Here is a 17,364-nt window from a genome sequence, read left to right as displayed (position 1 = left end):
GATAATAATGACAGAGTATAAAGCTGCACCACTGCTGAATATGTGGATGACACAAATTGAATGCTGTTACTTTATTGCGGTAAAATTAAAATAGTCATTTTTCGAGGCAGATCATAATCTCGTGCACTATATCTCTCGATATATCGAGGTTTTGATTTATCGTAAAGCAGCAGATTTATGTGCGCAAAGCAGCGAGCGTGGTATGCTGGCTACTGATCTTTTTCCGTTTATTCGTCAATTAGTCAATCCAAGATAAAATATAATGCAAACATTTGAAACTTCTCTTGCTGATGAGCAGGCAACGGTAGATTTTGGCCTTAAATTGGCTAAAGCCTGCACGCAACAAACAACAATATACCTTCATGGTGATTTAGGTGCAGGTAAAACGACATTTAGCCGTGGTTTTATTCGTGCTATGGGCCATCAAGGTAATGTGAAAAGTCCGACTTATACGTTAGTTGAACCGTATGATCTTGCTCCTTGGCAGGTTTATCACTTTGACTTATATCGTCTTGCTGATCCTGAAGAATTAGAATTTATGGGGATCCGTGATTATTTTACTAAAGATGCTATTTGTTTAGTGGAATGGCCAGAAAAAGGAATTGGAATGCTGCCTGATGCTGACCTTGAGTTGGAATTACGCTATCACGGCGAACAAAGAACAGTATTAGTGACGTCGAATACGGATTATGGTTCAACGTTAATCAACCACTTAAAATTAGGCTAATTAGAATGGCGTTACGGACGTATGCAAATCTTCTAATTTTGGGAGTGGGATTAGTTAGTTCTACCGCGTTTGCAAATGAACTAAAGGGAGTGCGGGTATGGCCAGCTCCTGACGAAACACGTGTTGTATTAGATATGCAAAGCAAAGCGGATTATTCGCAGTTTATGCTATCAAACCCATCACGATTAGTGATTGACTTAAACAAGACTTCACTAAAAACAAAATTGCCAATAACAGTGGCTAAGAGTGAAATCTTAACCACGGTTCGTAGCAGCAATGCGCCTGAAAAAGGCACGACACGGTTGGTGTTTGAGCTTAAGCGTACCACTAAACCTAAAATTTTCTCATTATCACCAACCCCTGATGGTAGCTATGGCTATCGCTTGGTAATGGATTTACCTAATGGTTCTGGTGCAGGTGCTGCGGATAAAGAAGAACGAGCGGAAGAAAAAGCCACTGAAAATAACTTAGCCAAGTTGCCATCTGGTACGGCTGATATTGTGGTCGCGGTTGATGCCGGCCATGGTGGTGATGATCCTGGTTCTATTGGTCCAACACATAAATACGAAAAAAACGTGACCTTAGCCGTTGCCCGAAAATTAGCGGCAAAAATTAATGCCACAACGGGTATGCGTGCAGTCATGACTCGTCGTGGTGACTATTATGTAGGATTAAGTAAACGTTCAGAGATCGCACGTAAAAATAAAGCGCTACTACTGGTTTCTATTCACGCCGATGGCTTTAGTTCACCTAAACCTCGTGGTGCATCTGTATGGGTATTGAACACCCGTCGTGCTAATACTGAGATCGGTCGCTGGTTAGAGCAAAGTGAGAAACAATCAGAGCTACTGGGTGGTGGTGATGTGTTATCCAGTAATCCTAAAGATAAATATTTAGGTCGTGCGGTGCTGGATCTGCAATTTAGTTATTCGCAGAAAGAAGGCTACGATGTTGCTAAGCGTGTATTGTCGAATTTACGTCATATTGCACGTTTACATAAAACTGTACCGCAATATGCAAGTTTGGCCGTATTAAAATCACCTGATATTCCATCATTATTGGTTGAGACGGGCTTTATTACTAACCCAGTAGAAGAACGTCAATTAACGTCAAATGCTCATCAAAACCAACTAGCAAATGCGGTTTATAAAGGTATTTTACAATACTTCACGGCTCATCCACCTGAAGGTACCTTATTTGCTTCGCGTTTAAATGCCGGTGGCATGAAGCATAAAGTGACATCGGGACAAATATTGAGTGGTATTGCGGCTAAATATGGTTCATCGATGGCAGCCATTAGATCGGCGAATCATCTGAAATCAAACTCAGTGAATATTGGTCAAATGTTGTTGATTCCAGGTAGTGGCATCAAGACAGCCCCTACAGGAAATACAACGGCACCAAAAGCCGTGGTTAAACATACATCATCAACACGAGTGATTTGGCACACAGTAAGTCGAGGTGAGTATTTAGGTAAGATTGCAGCTCGTTACGGTACGACAATGAGCAGCATTCGTAAGCTTAATCATTTAAAATCTGACAATGTGATGCGAGGTCAGAAGTTAAAAATAGCGGTACCAGCGACTAAAACCGTTCGTCACCGTGTTGCTCGTGGTGAGTTTCTAAGTAAGATTGCGGCTAAATATGGGGTGTCAGTAGCAACTATTCGTGATGCGAATAAGCTACGTTCTGATAAACTAGCTGTAGGACAGACGCTAATCATTCCAAGAAGTTAATTATGCCGATTCAGATTTTACCCGCTCGGCTGGCTAACCAGATTGCAGCGGGTGAAGTTGTTGAACGCCCCGCATCGGTAGTCAAAGAGCTTGTTGAAAATAGTATAGATGCCGGTGCCACTCGAATTGATATTGATATCGAAAAAGGTGGTAGCCGGTTAATTCGTATTCGTGATAATGGTAAAGGGATTGCTAAGGATGAACTTGGCTTAGCCCTAAGTCGCCATGCCACGTCAAAAATAGCCTCACTTGATGATCTTGAAGCCATTGTAAGCTTAGGGTTTCGTGGTGAAGCACTCGCGAGTATCAGTTCAGTTTCACGCCTCACCTTAACCTCCCGTACTGAAGACCAAACAGAAGCATGGTCAGCCTATGCTGAAGGTCGTGATATGGAGGTTCAATTAAAGCCAGCCGCTCACCCCGTTGGTACGACACTGGAAGTGTTAGATCTATTTTTTAATACACCAGCGCGGCGTAAGTTTTTACGGACAGAAAAAACAGAATTCACCCATATTGATGAACTGATTAAACGCATTGCTTTAAGCCGCTTTGATGTTGCAATAACATTGCGTCATAACGGTAAACTGGTGCGTCAGTATCGTATTGCGGATAATACATTACAACAAGAACGCCGTTTGGCCGTAGCTTGTGGGCCTGCCTTTTTACAACATGCATTAGTGGTTGAATTAGCACATGGCGATTTGAAATTATCGGGTTGGGTTTGTAGTCCGCAAGGCGCGCGTAGCCAAAATGATATTCAATATTGCTACGTTAATGGCCGCATGATGAAAGATAAATTAATCAATCATGCTATTCGACAAGCGTATGAATCGAGTTTACGCTCGGAGCAATATGCCGCTTATGTGTTGTATATTGAAGTTGATCCACATCAGGTCGATGTTAATGTCCATCCAGCTAAACATGAAGTGCGTTTCCATCAAGCACGCTTAGTACATGATTTTATTTATCAAACACTGCAAAGTGCATTACAACAAGCTGCAGATATTGAGGATGTCCATCAGTATCAGACACCAGTAAGAGCCAGTGCGCATGCACATACTGAAGTGATTACAGCTCCGATTGATCGCGTATCTCAAACCATTGCAGCGATGCCTGATTATCCCAACAAAGCTGACTCTGATAGTTGGTTGACGACTCAACCATCAATGACGACAGCCTCAGTATCGGCTACCAATCTTGATGGTAATGTGACACCTATTTCTACACCTAAAAAAACTTTATTAGTAAATTCAGTTAGTAAAGATACTCAACAAAGCTATAGTCAAAAGAGTAGTCCAACATTATCACCATCATCAACCACCGCTAAGCGCCAACAAGGTACGTCTGATTATTCCCCTTCTCGTCATTATGGTGAGCCAGGGCCAACGGCGGCAGAAGTTAACGCTTATCAACGGTTGATAACACCGGATAATTCAGACGTTACGCCGTTAATATCGACACGAAGTGCAGAACCGAAAGCATCGACTCGAATAGCTGAACCGCGACGTGAATGGGGGGCACCGAGTCAACCGATGGCAATAAAGCCGACTAAGCGTTCTCATGGTAACGAGGTTGGACTAGGAAAAGCGCTGGCAATTGTTGATGAGCAATTTCTATTGTTAAGCCAGCACCATCAGATAATGTTATTAAAATTATCGGTTGCAGAGCACTTACGTTATGTTGGGCAGTTGCAATTAGCAAAAACGGAAGGTTTAAAACCTCAGCCATTATTAATTCCATTGGCGGTGCCCGTTGAGGCGGAATTAATGCAGTGCGCAGAGCAGCATGGACAACTACTTAAACAATTAGGGATCCAACTGAAAGCCAAAGGGCGCAATAGCATTATTATTCTGTCAGTTTGTATGCCACTAAGGCAACAAAACTTACAACAGTTAATCCCAAATTTGTTAACCTATCTTCATGCCGTGAGTGATGATCCTGATGCTCAAGGATGGGATAACCTTTTATTCTGGCTCGCTAAGCAATGTTATATGTCAGTAACAAACTACACTTTAGCACAAGCGATTCAGTTAATTACCGAATTAGAGCAGCTATGGGGAGATCAATTAATGACATTTAATACACAACTTGTTCGCCCTGTTGATATGCAAGCAGCGATAGAAGCATTTAAGTAATTTATGACTAAGCCACAAGTTATGACTAAGCCACAACCACAAGCAATTTTTTTAATGGGCCCGACAGCGTCAGGTAAAACTGATCTAGCGATTCGGTTACGAGAACAGTTACCTGTTGAGTTGATAAGTGTCGATTCAGCCCTTATTTATAAAGGAATGGATATTGGCACTGCGAAACCAGATGCGCATGAATTGGCACTAGCACCGCACCGTTTAATCGATATTCGTGATCCAGCGCAAAGTTATTCTGCTGCAGACTTTCGTACGGATGCACTAAAAGAAATGGCTGATATAGTGGCTGCGGGGCGGATTCCTTTGTTGGTCGGTGGTACTATGTTGTACTACAAGGCATTATTGGAAGGTTTGTCACCATTACCAGCGGCAGATAATGCTGTGCGCGCTGGTATAGAAAGTGATGCTGAGACTCGAGGGTGGCAAGCTCTGCATGATGAATTAGTGCAAATTGATCCTGTTGCAGGTGCCAGGATCCATCCTAATGATCCACAGCGATTGTCTCGTGCATTGGAAGTGTTTCGCATTTCAGGTAAAACACTAACTGAGTTAACGAAAACTCAAGGTGAATCGTTACCTTACAAGGTTCACCAGTTTGCAATTACGCCCACGGATAGGGCTGTACTGCATCATCGTATTGAGCTTCGGTTCAAAAAAATGATCGAAGCAGGGTTTGAGCAGGAAGTACGGGCATTGTATGACCGTGGTGATCTTCACCTTGAACTTCCTTCTATTCGCTGCGTTGGTTATCGACAGATGTGGGAATATTTGGACGGGAAACATGACATAGATGAAGCGGTCTTCCGTGGTATCTGTGCTACTCGTCAATTGGCAAAGCGTCAAATCACTTGGCTTCGTGGCTGGAAAGATTTGACTTGGTTGGATAGTAGTGATGTTGATAGCGCGTTACAAACCGTCACAAACTCAGTTAGATGTGATGTTTAATTAACGTGTATACTCTGAACTGCTTTGCGTATTTTTAGTTTTTGTTCGTTGCTAATACAACTACAAACAAATAAGGAAAAGAAATAATGGCTAAGGGGCAATCTCTGCAAGACCCGTTTTTGAATGCGCTGCGTCGTGAAAGAATCCCGGTCTCTATTTACCTGGTAAACGGTATCAAACTACAAGGCCAAATTGAATCATTTGATCAATTTGTCATTCTACTTAAAAACACCGTCAACCAGATGGTTTATAAGCATGCTATTTCAACTGTTGTACCCGCTCGTCCGGTGAATCATCATCAGACGGGTGATCGTCCAGCAGGAAGTGATCGTCCAGAAAAAACAGAAGAGTAAAATTATTTTCAAATAAGGAGCTGATTACTTGTTTGACCGTTATGAAGCTGGTGAGCAGGCTATTCTTGTTCATATTAACTTCACTCAAGATGAGGAATGGGAAGATCTTAGCGAATTTGAAATGCTAGTATCTTCCGCTGGTGTTAATGCGCTGCACGTGGTTACGGGCAGTCGTAAAACACCACTTCCTAAATATTATGTCGGTGAAGGTAAAGCACAAGAAATAGCTGATGCCGTAAGCGCTGTTGATGCAGATATTATTATTTTCAATCATGCATTGTCACCTGCACAAGAACGAAACTTAGAGCAGCTTTGTCAATGTCGCGTGATTGATCGTACCGGGTTAATTCTCGATATCTTCGCTCAACGAGCACGTACCCATGAGGGTAAATTGCAAGTTGAATTAGCACAATTACGTCATCTATCAACCCGATTAATTCGTGGTTGGACTCACCTTGAGCGACAAAAAGGTGGTATTGGTCTTCGCGGGCCAGGTGAAACTCAGTTAGAAACCGATCGACGTTTATTACGTGAACGTATTAAAACTATTTTGCGTCGTTTAGATAAAGTCGCTAAACAACGTGATCAGGGGCGTCGAGCGCGAAACAGAGCAGAAATCCCAACGGTGTCATTAGTTGGGTATACCAATGCGGGTAAATCAACATTATTCAATCGTATTACCGATGCTGGGGTATATGCAGCCGATCAGCTGTTTGCTACCTTAGATCCAACATTACGTAAGATTGAAGTTGCAGATGTCGGTGCAGCGATACTTGCAGATACTGTTGGTTTTATTCGTCATTTACCCCACGATTTAGTGGCTGCGTTTAAAGCAACATTAAAAGAAACACAAGAAGCAGATCTATTGCTTCATGTGGTTGATGCCAGTGATGATCGCTTTCGTGAAAACATTGAGGCGGTAGATACCGTTCTTGATGAAATCGATGCCGGCGATGTTCCTGTTTTACAGGTTATGAATAAAATTGATAACTTGGATAATGCACAACCACGAATTGAGCGTGACGAAGAGGGTTTACCTCGACGAGTTTGGGTATCAGCCATGGAAGGGCAAGGCATTGACTTGTTATTCCAAGCCTTAACAGAACGCCTTGCAGGAACGATGATAAAACACAGCTTGCGTCTACCGCCTGAAATGATTGGACGGTTACGCAGCAAGTTTTATCAGATGGGATGTATTGTGCAAGAAGAGTATGAATCAGATGGCTGTTTAATGATTGATATTCGCTTACCGATGGCAGAATGGTCGCGGTTACAAAAAAGAGAAAGTACTTCGTTAGATGACTACATCGTTGCTTAATGGATTGCTGAGTAATAAAAACTGTCGTCATATCACATTGATGGAGTTCTATAATGGCGTGGAATGAGCCTGGTAACAACGGCGGCCGTGATGATAAAGACCCTTGGGGTAATAAAAATCATGGTGGACGTGAACAAGGACCACCTGATCTGGATGAAGTTTTCTCAAAACTGAGTCGTAAGGTTGGTGGTGTGTTTGGTAGTAAAAAAGGACCAACAGGCAGCGGTAGCTCTGTAGGTTTGGGTGCTGTTGCAGTTTTAGCTGTGGCTGTATGGGGATTTTCAGGCTTTTACACCGTAAGTGAAGCAGAGCAAGGTGTTGTGCTGCGCTTTGGTAAGTTTGATCAAATCGTCAAGCCTGGTTTGAACTGGAAGCCGACTTTTATTGATGAAGTCATCCCAGTTAACGTACAAGCAATTCGTTCGCTACGAGCTTCTGGCTTAATGCTAACCAAAGACGAAAACGTACTGAAAGTTGAGATGGATGTTCAATACCGTGTTGATAACGCTGAGAAGTATTTATTCAGTGTGACCAATGCTGATGATAGTTTGCGTCAAGCAACAGATTCTGCACTGCGTGCGGTTATCGGTGATTCAACCATGGATCAAGCGTTAACAACAGGCCGTCAGACTATTCGTGCGAATACTCAAGCTGCAATCAATAAAATTATTGCAAAATATGACATGGGTATCCGTGTTGTGGACGTTAACTTCCAAAGTGCGCGTCCACCAGAGGCTGTAAAAGATGCCTTTGATGATGCTATTGCGGCACGTGAAGATGAAGAACGTTATGTTCGTGAAGCAGAAGCTTATAGTAACGACATTTTGCCAAAAGCAACCGGTCGTGCTGAGCGTCTGAAGAATGAAGCAGAAGGTTATTCTGAGCGTGTTATTAATGGTGCTTTAGGTGATGTTGCACAGTTTGATAAGCTGTTGCCTCAATATGAAGCGGCTAAGAAAGTAACCCGTGAACGTATGTATCTTGATACGATGGAACGTGTTTACAGCAATACCAGCAAGGTGTTAATTGATACTAAGTCTGGTGGTAATAACGTGATGTATTTACCGCTAGAGAAATTAATGAATCAATCAAATAACCAAGCGAAAAAGCCGGCAGATTCTAGCCGATTAAGTGGTATTGAATTGGAAAAAGTGGAAACACCGACACCAGTCGCTCCAACACCACGCGCTGATACTGGCCGTCAAGGGAGATATTAATTATGCGTAAGTTAATCATCCCAGTAGTTGTGATTTTTATTGCACTATTATTGATGTCTATGTTTGTCGTGAAAGAGGGTGAGCGCGGTATCGTGGTGCGTTTCGGTCGTATTCTTAAAGATAACAATACCGAAATTGCACGTATTTACGAACCTGGTTTGCACTTTAAAGTCCCTGTGTTTGACCGTGTGCACGATCTTGATGCACGAATTCAAACCATGGACGACCAAGCTGACCGTTTCTTAACTGCTGAGAAAAAAGACGTTATCATTGATACTTACGTAAAGTGGCGTATTAAAGATTTCGGTAAATATTACTTAGCAACAGGTGGTGGTAACACATCAACTGCAGAATCACTGTTGAAGCGTAAAGTTGTTGATAGCTTACGTGCCGAAATTGGTGCGAAAGAGATCAAGCAAATTGTATCTGGAGAAGACAGCATTTCAACACCAGCGACACCGTCTGATATTGCCCAAACGAAAGCTGCTAAAGCTGCTCTAGCGGTAATTGAAGGTGTGGTACCGGTGAAGAAAGTTGAAGGACAACGTGATCAAATCATGGCTGATGTACTTGAAGAAACGCGCGAAAGTGCGAAAGATTTAGGTATTGAAGTAGTTGATTTCCGTATTAAGAAAATCAACTTACCTGATGAAATCAGTGAGTCTATCTATCGTCGTATGCGTGCTGAGCGTGAGTCAGTGGCACGTAGCTACCGTTCTCAAGGCCGTCAACGTGCTGAAGAGCTTCGTGCTCGTTCAGAACTTGAAGTGGCAACAGTTTTGGCTGACGCAAAGCGTAAAGCACAAGTTGTACGCGGTGACGCAGATGCACAAGCGGCTGAGATTTATGCGAAAGCATATAATCAAGATCCTGAGTTTTACAGCTTCTGGCGTTCTTTGAAGGCATATGAAAATAGCTTTAATTCGAAAAACGACATTCTTGTTGTTGATCCGAATAATGAGTTCTTTAAATACATGAACCATTCAGAGCTATCAGCAAAGTAAGCTCGCTTTCATAACAGCGCAATCGTTATAATAAAAGACAAGGCCTTCGCCTTGTCTTTTTTTTTGGATGAAATATATGATGAATACCGTTTTGCTAGCTATTGGTTTAGTGTTAGTTGTTGAAGGGTTAGGGCCATTATTTTCCCCTCACGGATGGCGGAATATGGTCAGTCAATTAAGCCAACAAGATGATAATACATTGCGTCGCATAGGTGGATGTTTGGTGGTGGCTGGCAGTGTTATTGCGTATATGATGTATTTGAGAATGTAGAAAAATAGCCATAAAAAACAGATAAAGCTTATCAAAGATGAAATGTATTAAGCCAAAAATGACTGCAAGCGGGCGGTTAAGGTGCTAGAATCCTTTTTTAACTACGATAGATGAAGAAAGATGGCAAATAATGTAGTCGTTCTTGGCACCCAATGGGGTGACGAAGGTAAAGGTAAGATTGTTGACCTGCTGACCGAAGATGCAAAATATGTAGTTCGCTACCAAGGCGGACACAACGCCGGTCACACCCTAGTTATTGACGGTGAGAAAACTGTTCTTCACCTGATCCCATCAGGTATCCTACGTGACAATGTTAAATGCATCATCGGTAATGGTGTTGTACTTTCTCCTGATGCACTAATGAATGAGATGGGTCCACTAGAAGCTCGTGGTATTCCTGTTCGTGAGCGTCTGTTCCTATCAGAAGCTTGTCCACTAATTCTTCCTTATCATATTGCTCTTGACCAAGCTCGCGAAGCGGCTCGTGGTAAAAAAGCAATTGGTACAACAGGTCGTGGTATCGGTCCTGCTTATGAAGATAAAGTTGCTCGTCGCGGTCTTCGCGTTGGTGATTTATTCGATAAAGCGGCTTTTGCTGAAAAGCTAAAAGAAGTAATGGCATACCATAACTTCCAGCTTGAGAACTACTACCACGCTGAACCTGTAAGCTATGAAGAAGTACTAGAAAAAGTACTTTCTCAAGCTGATCTATTAACATCAATGGTTATCGATGTAACGAAAGAACTTGATGATGCGCGTCTACGTGGCGACAAGATCATGTTTGAAGGTGCACAAGGTACACTGCTTGATATCGATCACGGTACTTACCCATACGTAACCTCTTCTAACACAACCGCTGGTGGTGTTGCTGCAGGTTCTGGTTTTGGTCCTCGTCACTTAGGTTACATCCTAGGTATCGCGAAAGCGTACTGTACACGTGTTGGTGCAGGTCCTTTCCCGACTGAACTATATGATGGTCTAGAAAAGCAAGATCCTATCGGTAAACACCTAGGTACTGTTGGCCATGAGTTTGGTGCAACAACAGGTCGCCTACGTCGTACTGGTTGGTTCGATGCTGTCGCTATGCGTCGTGCGGTACAAATCAACTCTATCTCTGGTTTCTGTCTAACTAAATTAGACGTACTAGATGGTCTAGAAGAGCTGAAAATCTGTACTGGTTACAAAACTAAGTCTGGCGAACTTCTAGAAGTTTCTCCAATGGCGGCTGATGCGTACGAAGATCTAGAGCTAATCTACGAAACAATGCCTGGTTGGAGCGAAACAACATTTGGTGCTAAGACACTGGATGCGCTTCCACAAGCTGCACTTGATTACATCGCACGTATTGAAGAGCTAACAGGTGTGCCAATTGATATTATTTCAACTGGCCCTGATCGTAACGAAACGATCGTTAAAGTACATCCATACGGTGAATAATCACTGGCGATAACTTTAAGCAAAAAAACCAGCTTTCGAGCTGGTTTTTTTATAGCTAAAAATTTGGTGTTAGGTGACATCAGCCATGATTAAAGTTTCGTTTTACCTTGCCGATAGAGAACTATTCGACGTGCGAGGAATGTAAATGAAACACTTACTGATGACCGTTGCTCTTGGGCTAGTAACACCCGCCTATGCCCTTGCTGTTGTGGGAGAAGCGGTGCCTATTTACACTGAAGATCAACTTAGCGTGTGGTTTACGACAAACCAGCATTTGCGCCAAGTAAAAGCTGATGATTGTCAGTTAGTACAAGACATTCAAGCCCGTGCGGAAAAAACGGAATCACCGACCTATCAATTTCTTTACGGCGATATGTTAGCGTGGGGCGTGTGTGTGCCAAAAGATGTTGAACAAGGTGTGTATTATATGCGTGCTGCTGCTCAACAAGGTGTGCCTGTTGCGTTAGAACAATTAGGGCGTTATTACGCTCAAGGTGTTATTTTGCAACAAGATAAACAGCGCGCTATTCCTTATTTACGTGAAGCTGCTGCTCTTGGGAATATTCGTGCTCGCATTCAATTAGCCCAATTATTGATTGCTGATAATGGCAGCCCGTTAGATTTTGAAGATGCGTACCGATGGTTATATCAAACTGTGACCACCGATAAATACCAGTACCAACAATTACACCGATTACGGCACCAACTAGAACAAAAGATGCCAGCTAATATTATTGCGCGCGCTAAACGACGTTCATCTTTTTGGTAGTTATGGGTATAGATTTCAATAAAAACAGCACCTTATTAGGTGCTGTTTTTAATTGAGGCGCTGTAATTATGCGGACGGTAATTAAAAATATTACAGTACTTTATGCGGCCCAAAACATTCATAGTGAATGCGATCGCTAGTTACACCCAGTTCAATTAACTGTTTAGCGATAAATTGCATAAAGCCAACTGGACCACAGCAATAAAAATGCATTTCAGGATCTGAAATTTGAGTAGCAATTTTATCAAGCTCGATCAAGCCTTGGTAATCATAATCTTCTACTTGACGATCGCCACTCGTTGGCGCGTTGTACCATGTTAATGCTGAAATATGCGAATGTTGATTTGCCAGTATTTTTACATGATCTTTATAAGCGTGTTGCTGACCATTTTCTGTTGCGTGTAACCAATTCACTGGCGCTTGATGTTGGGTCAGTGTTTCAAGCATGGCGAGCATTGGCGTTAAACCCACACCCGCTGAAATTAACGTTACGGGGGTTTGTGGATTAACATCCAAGAAAAAATCACCAGCAGGAGCTACCAGTTTGATCTTATCGCCAACATTAATTTTATCATGAAGGTAGTTTGATACCGTACCTTGGGTTTCGCGTTTTACAGAAATACGGTAATGATTGCTATTAGGTGCTGACGATAAGCTGTATTGACGAATTTCTTGGTTCGCTAATTCTTGTGCATTGATATAAATGCCAAGATATTGCCCTGGTTTGTAAGTCGCAACTTGACCGCCATCTGTCGGTGTAAAAGTAAAGCTGGTGATTAATTCACTGTTAGGCTGCTTACTTGTTACCACAAATTCACGCGTGCCACGCCAGCCACCGACTTTATCATCGCTTTCTTGATAGATTTCTTGTTCACGATTAATAAAGACATTAGCTAATACCCCGTAAGCCTCTCCCCATGCGTCTAATACTTCTTGGCCGGGGGCTAATAATTCATCAATAGTGGCTAATAGATGATGACCTACAATCTGATATTGATCGGCTGTAATTAAAAAACTGGTATGTTTTTGAGCTATTTTTTCGACGGCAGGTAAGAGTACTGCTAAGTTATCAATATTATTAGCATAAGCACAGATAGCGTTAAATAATGCTTGCTGTTGGCTTGATGGAGTGTTTTTATCTGGGCCTTGTTGATGGCTCATATTAAAAATATCTTTAAGTTCAGGGTTATGTTGAAACATACGCTGATAAAAATGTTGAGTAACGGCAGCGCCTGCAGCGGCAATCACAGGTGCGGTCGATTTTACGATATCAATGGTTTTTTGAGTGAGCATGACTTTCTCTTTTGTAAGTTGTATTTATAATATATGTTATAAGTTGTATCTGATCTGTATCTTTTAGTCAAGAACAAGATTAAAATAGCAACAGGAGGAGTGAATGTGCAGTTAACCAGTTTTACCGATTATGGCCTACGAGCCTTGATATACCTTGCCAACTTGCCTGAAGGTGAGTTAACAAGTATCACAAAAGTAACCGACACCTATGGCGTGTCGCGCAACCACATGGTCAAAATTATTAATAAATTGGGCCAATTAGGTTATGTAGAAACCGTACGCGGAAAAAATGGTGGTATTCGATTAGGAATGCCTGCGGGAAATATTGTATTAGGGCATGTGGTAAGGGCGATTGAACCGTTACAAATCGTCAATTGTGCGCCTGATTTTTGTAATATTACTCCGGCATGTCAGTTAAAGGGGATCCTTGCTGATGCGCGTAATGCTTTTTTAAATGAGCTAGATAAGTACACATTATTGACTTTGGTAGATAATAATCCACCATTGCGTGTCTTATTGGGATTGCCTGCAGAACACTAAGATCATCCAACGATAATGGTCTAGCATCACACTACTCTCTATTATTTAAGTGGAATAGGTATTTATTGCCTGTTCCCATCTGTTCACCTAAGAGCTGGGTATACTTAAAGTATGGCTGGCCAACAGGAACTGTTTATGTCTAAAGGTACTACCGATTTACCGGTTGATCCTTTTCGCGAACGCGAAGCATCTAATTACGAAAATCCTATTCCAAGCCGTGAATTACTACTTGATGTAATTCGTGGTTTTAGTACACCCGTTAGTCGCGACCAGTTATTTACTGCGTTAAAACTTGAAGGTGATGATCACTATGAAGGCCTACGTCGTCGCTTACGTGCGATGGAACGTGATGGCCAATTAATTTTTACGCGCCGTCAGTGCTATGCATTGCCTGAACGTTTAGATTTAATTAAAGGGTACGTTATTGGCCACCGTGATGGTTTTGGCTTCTTACGTCCAGAAGGTACTTTCAGTAAAGATACTGATTTATTATTACCCGCTCACCAAATGCGCAGTGTGATCCATGGTGACTACATTTTGGCACAAGCCGAAGGCGAAGATAAACGTGGCCGTCGTGAAGGCCGTGTAGTGCGTGTATTAGCTGAGTCAACGACTCAAATTGTAGGCCGTTTCTTCCTTGAAGATGGCATGGGCTATGTCGTACCTGATGATTCTCGTATTGCGCAAGATATCATTATTCCACAAGACGTTCGCCAAGGTGCCCGTATGGGTAATGTGGTGGTGGTTGAGATTAATCAGCGTGCCACTCGCCAACATAATGCGGTCGGCCGTATTGTTGAAGTACTGGGTGAAAACATGGCACCGGGTATGGAGATCGAAATCGCCCTGCGTACTCATGATATTCCCCATGTGTGGCCATCAGAAGTCGACAATCAAATTAAGCACCTGACTGAAGAAGTGCCAGAAGAAGCGAAGCTTGGCCGTGTCGATTTACGTCAATTACCCTTGGTAACTATTGATGGTGAAGATGCACGTGACTTTGATGATGCGGTTCATTGTCAGCGTAATCCTGATGGTGGCTGGCGTTTATGGGTCGCGATTGCCGATGTCAGTTATTACGTGCGTTCTAAATCAGCATTGGATAACGAAGCCCTAAAACGTGGTAACTCGGTTTACTTTCCAGCCCAAGTTATTCCAATGCTACCTGAAGTGCTTTCAAATGGTCTCTGTTCACTGAACCCGCAAGTCGATCGCTTGTGTATGGTGTGTGAAATGACCGTTTCTGAGAGCGGTAAGCTGACGGGTTATAAGCACTATGAAGCGGTAATGAATTCACATGCGCGTTTAACTTACACTAAAGTAAGTAACATGCTGGAAGGTGACGAAGAATTACGTCAACGTTACGCGCCTTTAGTACCGCATCTTGAAGAACTTTACAGCATGTTTAAAGCGCTGAAAGTGGCGCGTGAAGCGCGTGGTGCGATTGAATTTGAAACCGTTGAAACTAAGTTTGTCTTCAATGCTGATCGTAAGATCGAGAACATCGTACCGCTAGTGCGTAATGAAGCACATAAAATCATCGAAGAATGTATGATTTTAGCCAATATCGCTTCAGCACAATTTGTTGAAAGTGCCAAAGAGCCTGCGTTATACCGTGTTCACGACACTCCAGGTGAAGAACGTTTACAAGGTTTCCGTGATTTCTTGGGCGAGCTAAGCCTAGAGTTAGGCGGTGGTTTAGAGCCAAGCCCGAAAGATTACGCAGCATTAGCGAATTTAATTCAAGATCGTAATGATCGTGAATTAATTCAAACCATGCTATTACGCTCTATGAAACAAGCGATCTATCAAGCAGATAATATTGGTCACTTTGGTTTAGCCCTAAGCCAATATGCTCACTTTACGTCGCCAATTCGTCGTTATCCTGACTTAACCTTGCACCGCGCCATTAAATTCTTAATTGCTAAGCAAGCCGGCAATACTAAGAACGATACGCCAACCGGTGGTCATCATTATTCATTTGATGAAATTGATGTGATTGGTGAGCAGTGTTCTACCACTGAACGTCGTGCTGATGACGCTACTCGTGATGTGTCTGATTGGCTCAAGTGTGAGTACATGCAAGATCATCTTGGCGATGAGTTTGAAGGTGTGATTGCTAACGTTACTGGTTTTGGTTTCTTTGTCCGTCTTAATGAACTTAACATTGATGGCTTAGTGCATATCTCAAACCTAGCTAACGACTACTACCAGTTTGATCCTGTGGGTCAACGTTTAGTAGGCGATAGCTCAGGCGTTATTTATCGTTTAGGTGATACGGTTCAGGTCAAAGTGGCGGCTATTAACTTAAATGATCGTCAATTAGATTTTGATATTGTTGGCGCTGAGCGTAAACAACGTGGTGCGGGTAAAACTGCCAAAGGGCGTGAGAAAAAGCAACGCATGCGCAAAGCTGAAGGCCTTAAACGTCAGGGAATGCCTGCATTTAAAGTTGAAAATGGCGAAGCGGTAGCCGATGAATCACGTTCTAAAAATAAACGTGAGCGTTCTTCTGTACGCAAAAAGTTAAAAGAAGGCGCGATTCCAGCTGCTGATGCTAAAGATGCTAAAAAGAAAAAGCCAAGAAATAAAAAACCACGTAAGTTAACGGATGAAAAGCCGCTGACTGATCCAAAAAAGAAACCCAAAGTTCGCAAGAAGAAAAAGCAACGTGCGGGTAAATCTGAACGTGCAGCAAAGAAGAGTTAATCCATGAGTAATGATATGATTTTTGGCATCCATGCCGTTAAAGCCGTGCTTGCATCTGATCCGGTACGTTTTATTGAAGTATTCGTACTTAAAGGACGTGAAGATGATCGTTTACTGCCGCTAATTACTGAGTTGCAAGACTTAGGTATTACGATTCAAGAGGCGGGCCGTAAAGCATTAGACGACAAAGTTGATGGTGCTTCTCATCAAGGTATTATTGCGCGTGTACGTCCGGGTAAGCAATATAACGAAAACAACCTTGAAGACTTATTAGCAACCAAAGAAAATCCGTTACTGCTGATTTTAGATGGTGTGACAGATCCTCATAACCTTGGTGCGTGTTTGCGTAACGCTGATGCTGCTGGTGCTGTGGCTGTGATTGTGCCCAAAGATCGCTCGGCACAGTTAAATGCGACCGCAAGTAAAGTGGCTTGTGGTGCGGCTGAAATTATGCCGTTAGTGCGTGTCACTAACCTTGCTCGTACTATGCGTGCGCTACAAGATAAAGGCGTATGGATTGTGGGTACAGCAGGTGAAGCGACTCATGACATTTACCACAGTAAACTCACAGGGCCATTGGCGATTGTGATGGGCGCTGAAGGTGAAGGTATGCGTCGTTTAACGCGTGAAACCTGTGATGATTTGATTAAGATTCCAATGGCGGGATCAGTATCGAGTTTGAACGTATCTGTAGCGACTGGTATCTGTTTATTTGAAGCTGTACGTCAACGCGGATAATGCGTGATTAAGCGCGAATAACTGCATAATTATTTAAACCCATTCAGCACTTACTGGATGGGTTTTTTATTATGGATTGGTATGAAAAATGAGCATTAAACAAGGCTGTTACTAAGCAATAGACGTGATCTGCTGAGGTTAGGGTTCATTTCATTGAAAA

Annotated in this window: 15 protein-coding genes; 14 read left to right on the top strand and 1 reads right to left on the bottom strand. The window is 42.6% G+C overall.

The features are described from left to right. Window positions 1-262: 262 nt before the first annotated feature. From tsaE to motX, 11 genes are all read left to right on the top strand, one after another. Window positions 263-727, top strand: a complete 465-nt coding sequence (gene tsaE, locus ACJZU6_RS00290) for a tRNA (adenosine(37)-N6)-threonylcarbamoyltransferase complex ATPase subunit type 1 TsaE (protein WP_080158671.1) — start codon at window positions 263-265, stop codon at window positions 725-727. Between the two features lie 5 nt (window positions 728-732). Beyond that, the gene (locus ACJZU6_RS00285; protein ID WP_408900505.1) at window positions 733-2,463 is read left to right on the top strand and encodes an N-acetylmuramoyl-L-alanine amidase; all 1,731 of its coding nucleotides are present in this window, start codon (window positions 733-735) and stop codon (window positions 2,461-2,463) included. A gap of 2 nt (window positions 2,464-2,465) precedes the next feature. After that, on the top strand, window positions 2,466-4,598 hold the full coding sequence (gene mutL / locus ACJZU6_RS00280) for a DNA mismatch repair endonuclease MutL (protein ID WP_408900504.1): 2,133 nt from the start codon (window positions 2,466-2,468) through the stop codon (window positions 4,596-4,598). Window positions 4,599-4,619: 21 nt separating this feature from the next. Continuing rightward, the gene (gene miaA / locus ACJZU6_RS00275; RefSeq protein WP_080158721.1) at window positions 4,620-5,555 is read left to right on the top strand and encodes a tRNA (adenosine(37)-N6)-dimethylallyltransferase MiaA; all 936 of its coding nucleotides are present in this window, start codon (window positions 4,620-4,622) and stop codon (window positions 5,553-5,555) included. An 86-nt stretch (window positions 5,556-5,641) separates the two neighbouring features. Further along, a complete protein-coding gene (gene hfq, locus ACJZU6_RS00270) occupies window positions 5,642-5,908 on the top strand; it encodes an RNA chaperone Hfq (RefSeq protein WP_080158668.1) in 267 nt (88 codons plus the stop codon). A gap of 28 nt (window positions 5,909-5,936) precedes the next feature. After that, window positions 5,937-7,226, top strand: a complete 1,290-nt coding sequence (hflX, locus tag ACJZU6_RS00265) for a ribosome rescue GTPase HflX (protein ID WP_107277052.1) — start codon at window positions 5,937-5,939, stop codon at window positions 7,224-7,226. A gap of 53 nt (window positions 7,227-7,279) precedes the next feature. Then, on the top strand, window positions 7,280-8,443 hold the full coding sequence (hflK, locus tag ACJZU6_RS00260) for an FtsH protease activity modulator HflK (protein ID WP_408900503.1): 1,164 nt from the start codon (window positions 7,280-7,282) through the stop codon (window positions 8,441-8,443). A gap of 2 nt (window positions 8,444-8,445) precedes the next feature. Further along, window positions 8,446-9,447: a protease modulator HflC gene (gene hflC, locus ACJZU6_RS00255; protein ID WP_080158665.1), complete on the top strand. Its 1,002-nt coding sequence runs from the start codon at window positions 8,446-8,448 to the stop codon at window positions 9,445-9,447. A 76-nt stretch (window positions 9,448-9,523) separates the two neighbouring features. Beyond that, window positions 9,524-9,718 carry a DUF2065 domain-containing protein gene (locus ACJZU6_RS00250; protein WP_080158664.1) on the top strand — a complete coding sequence of 65 codons (195 nt, stop codon included), beginning with the start codon at window positions 9,524-9,526 and terminating at the stop codon, window positions 9,716-9,718. 120 nt (window positions 9,719-9,838) lie between these two features. Continuing rightward, the gene (locus ACJZU6_RS00245) at window positions 9,839-11,155 is read left to right on the top strand and encodes an adenylosuccinate synthase (RefSeq protein WP_080158663.1); all 1,317 of its coding nucleotides are present in this window, start codon (window positions 9,839-9,841) and stop codon (window positions 11,153-11,155) included. A 145-nt stretch (window positions 11,156-11,300) separates the two neighbouring features. Then, window positions 11,301-11,924 carry a flagellar protein MotX gene (gene motX / locus ACJZU6_RS00240; RefSeq protein ID WP_408900502.1) on the top strand — a complete coding sequence of 208 codons (624 nt, stop codon included), beginning with the start codon at window positions 11,301-11,303 and terminating at the stop codon, window positions 11,922-11,924. A gap of 90 nt (window positions 11,925-12,014) precedes the next feature. On the opposite strand, the gene hmpA is transcribed toward motX, so the two are convergent. Next, window positions 12,015-13,217, bottom strand: a complete 1,203-nt coding sequence (gene hmpA / locus ACJZU6_RS00235) for an NO-inducible flavohemoprotein (protein WP_408900501.1) — start codon at window positions 13,215-13,217, stop codon at window positions 12,015-12,017. Window positions 13,218-13,322: 105 nt separating this feature from the next. Here hmpA and nsrR point away from each other — a divergent pair, with 105 nt between their 5' ends. The 3 genes from nsrR (at window position 13,323) to rlmB (ending at window position 17,204) form a co-directional block, all read left to right on the top strand. Further along, window positions 13,323-13,757, top strand: a complete 435-nt coding sequence (gene nsrR / locus ACJZU6_RS00230) for a nitric oxide-sensing transcriptional repressor NsrR (protein WP_080158660.1) — start codon at window positions 13,323-13,325, stop codon at window positions 13,755-13,757. Window positions 13,758-13,892: 135 nt separating this feature from the next. Next, window positions 13,893-16,466, top strand: a complete 2,574-nt coding sequence (gene rnr, locus ACJZU6_RS00225) for a ribonuclease R (protein WP_080158659.1) — start codon at window positions 13,893-13,895, stop codon at window positions 16,464-16,466. A gap of 3 nt (window positions 16,467-16,469) precedes the next feature. Then, window positions 16,470-17,204, top strand: a complete 735-nt coding sequence (gene rlmB, locus ACJZU6_RS00220) for a 23S rRNA (guanosine(2251)-2'-O)-methyltransferase RlmB (RefSeq protein ID WP_080158658.1) — start codon at window positions 16,470-16,472, stop codon at window positions 17,202-17,204. Window positions 17,205-17,364: the final 160 nt, after the last annotated feature.

Source organism: Photobacterium piscicola (assembly GCF_046058925.1).
Taxonomy (GTDB): Bacteria; Pseudomonadota; Gammaproteobacteria; order Enterobacterales; family Vibrionaceae; genus Photobacterium; species Photobacterium piscicola.
Note: the sequence above shows the minus strand (reverse complement) of the source record. Positions and strands in the feature narration are given on the sequence as shown.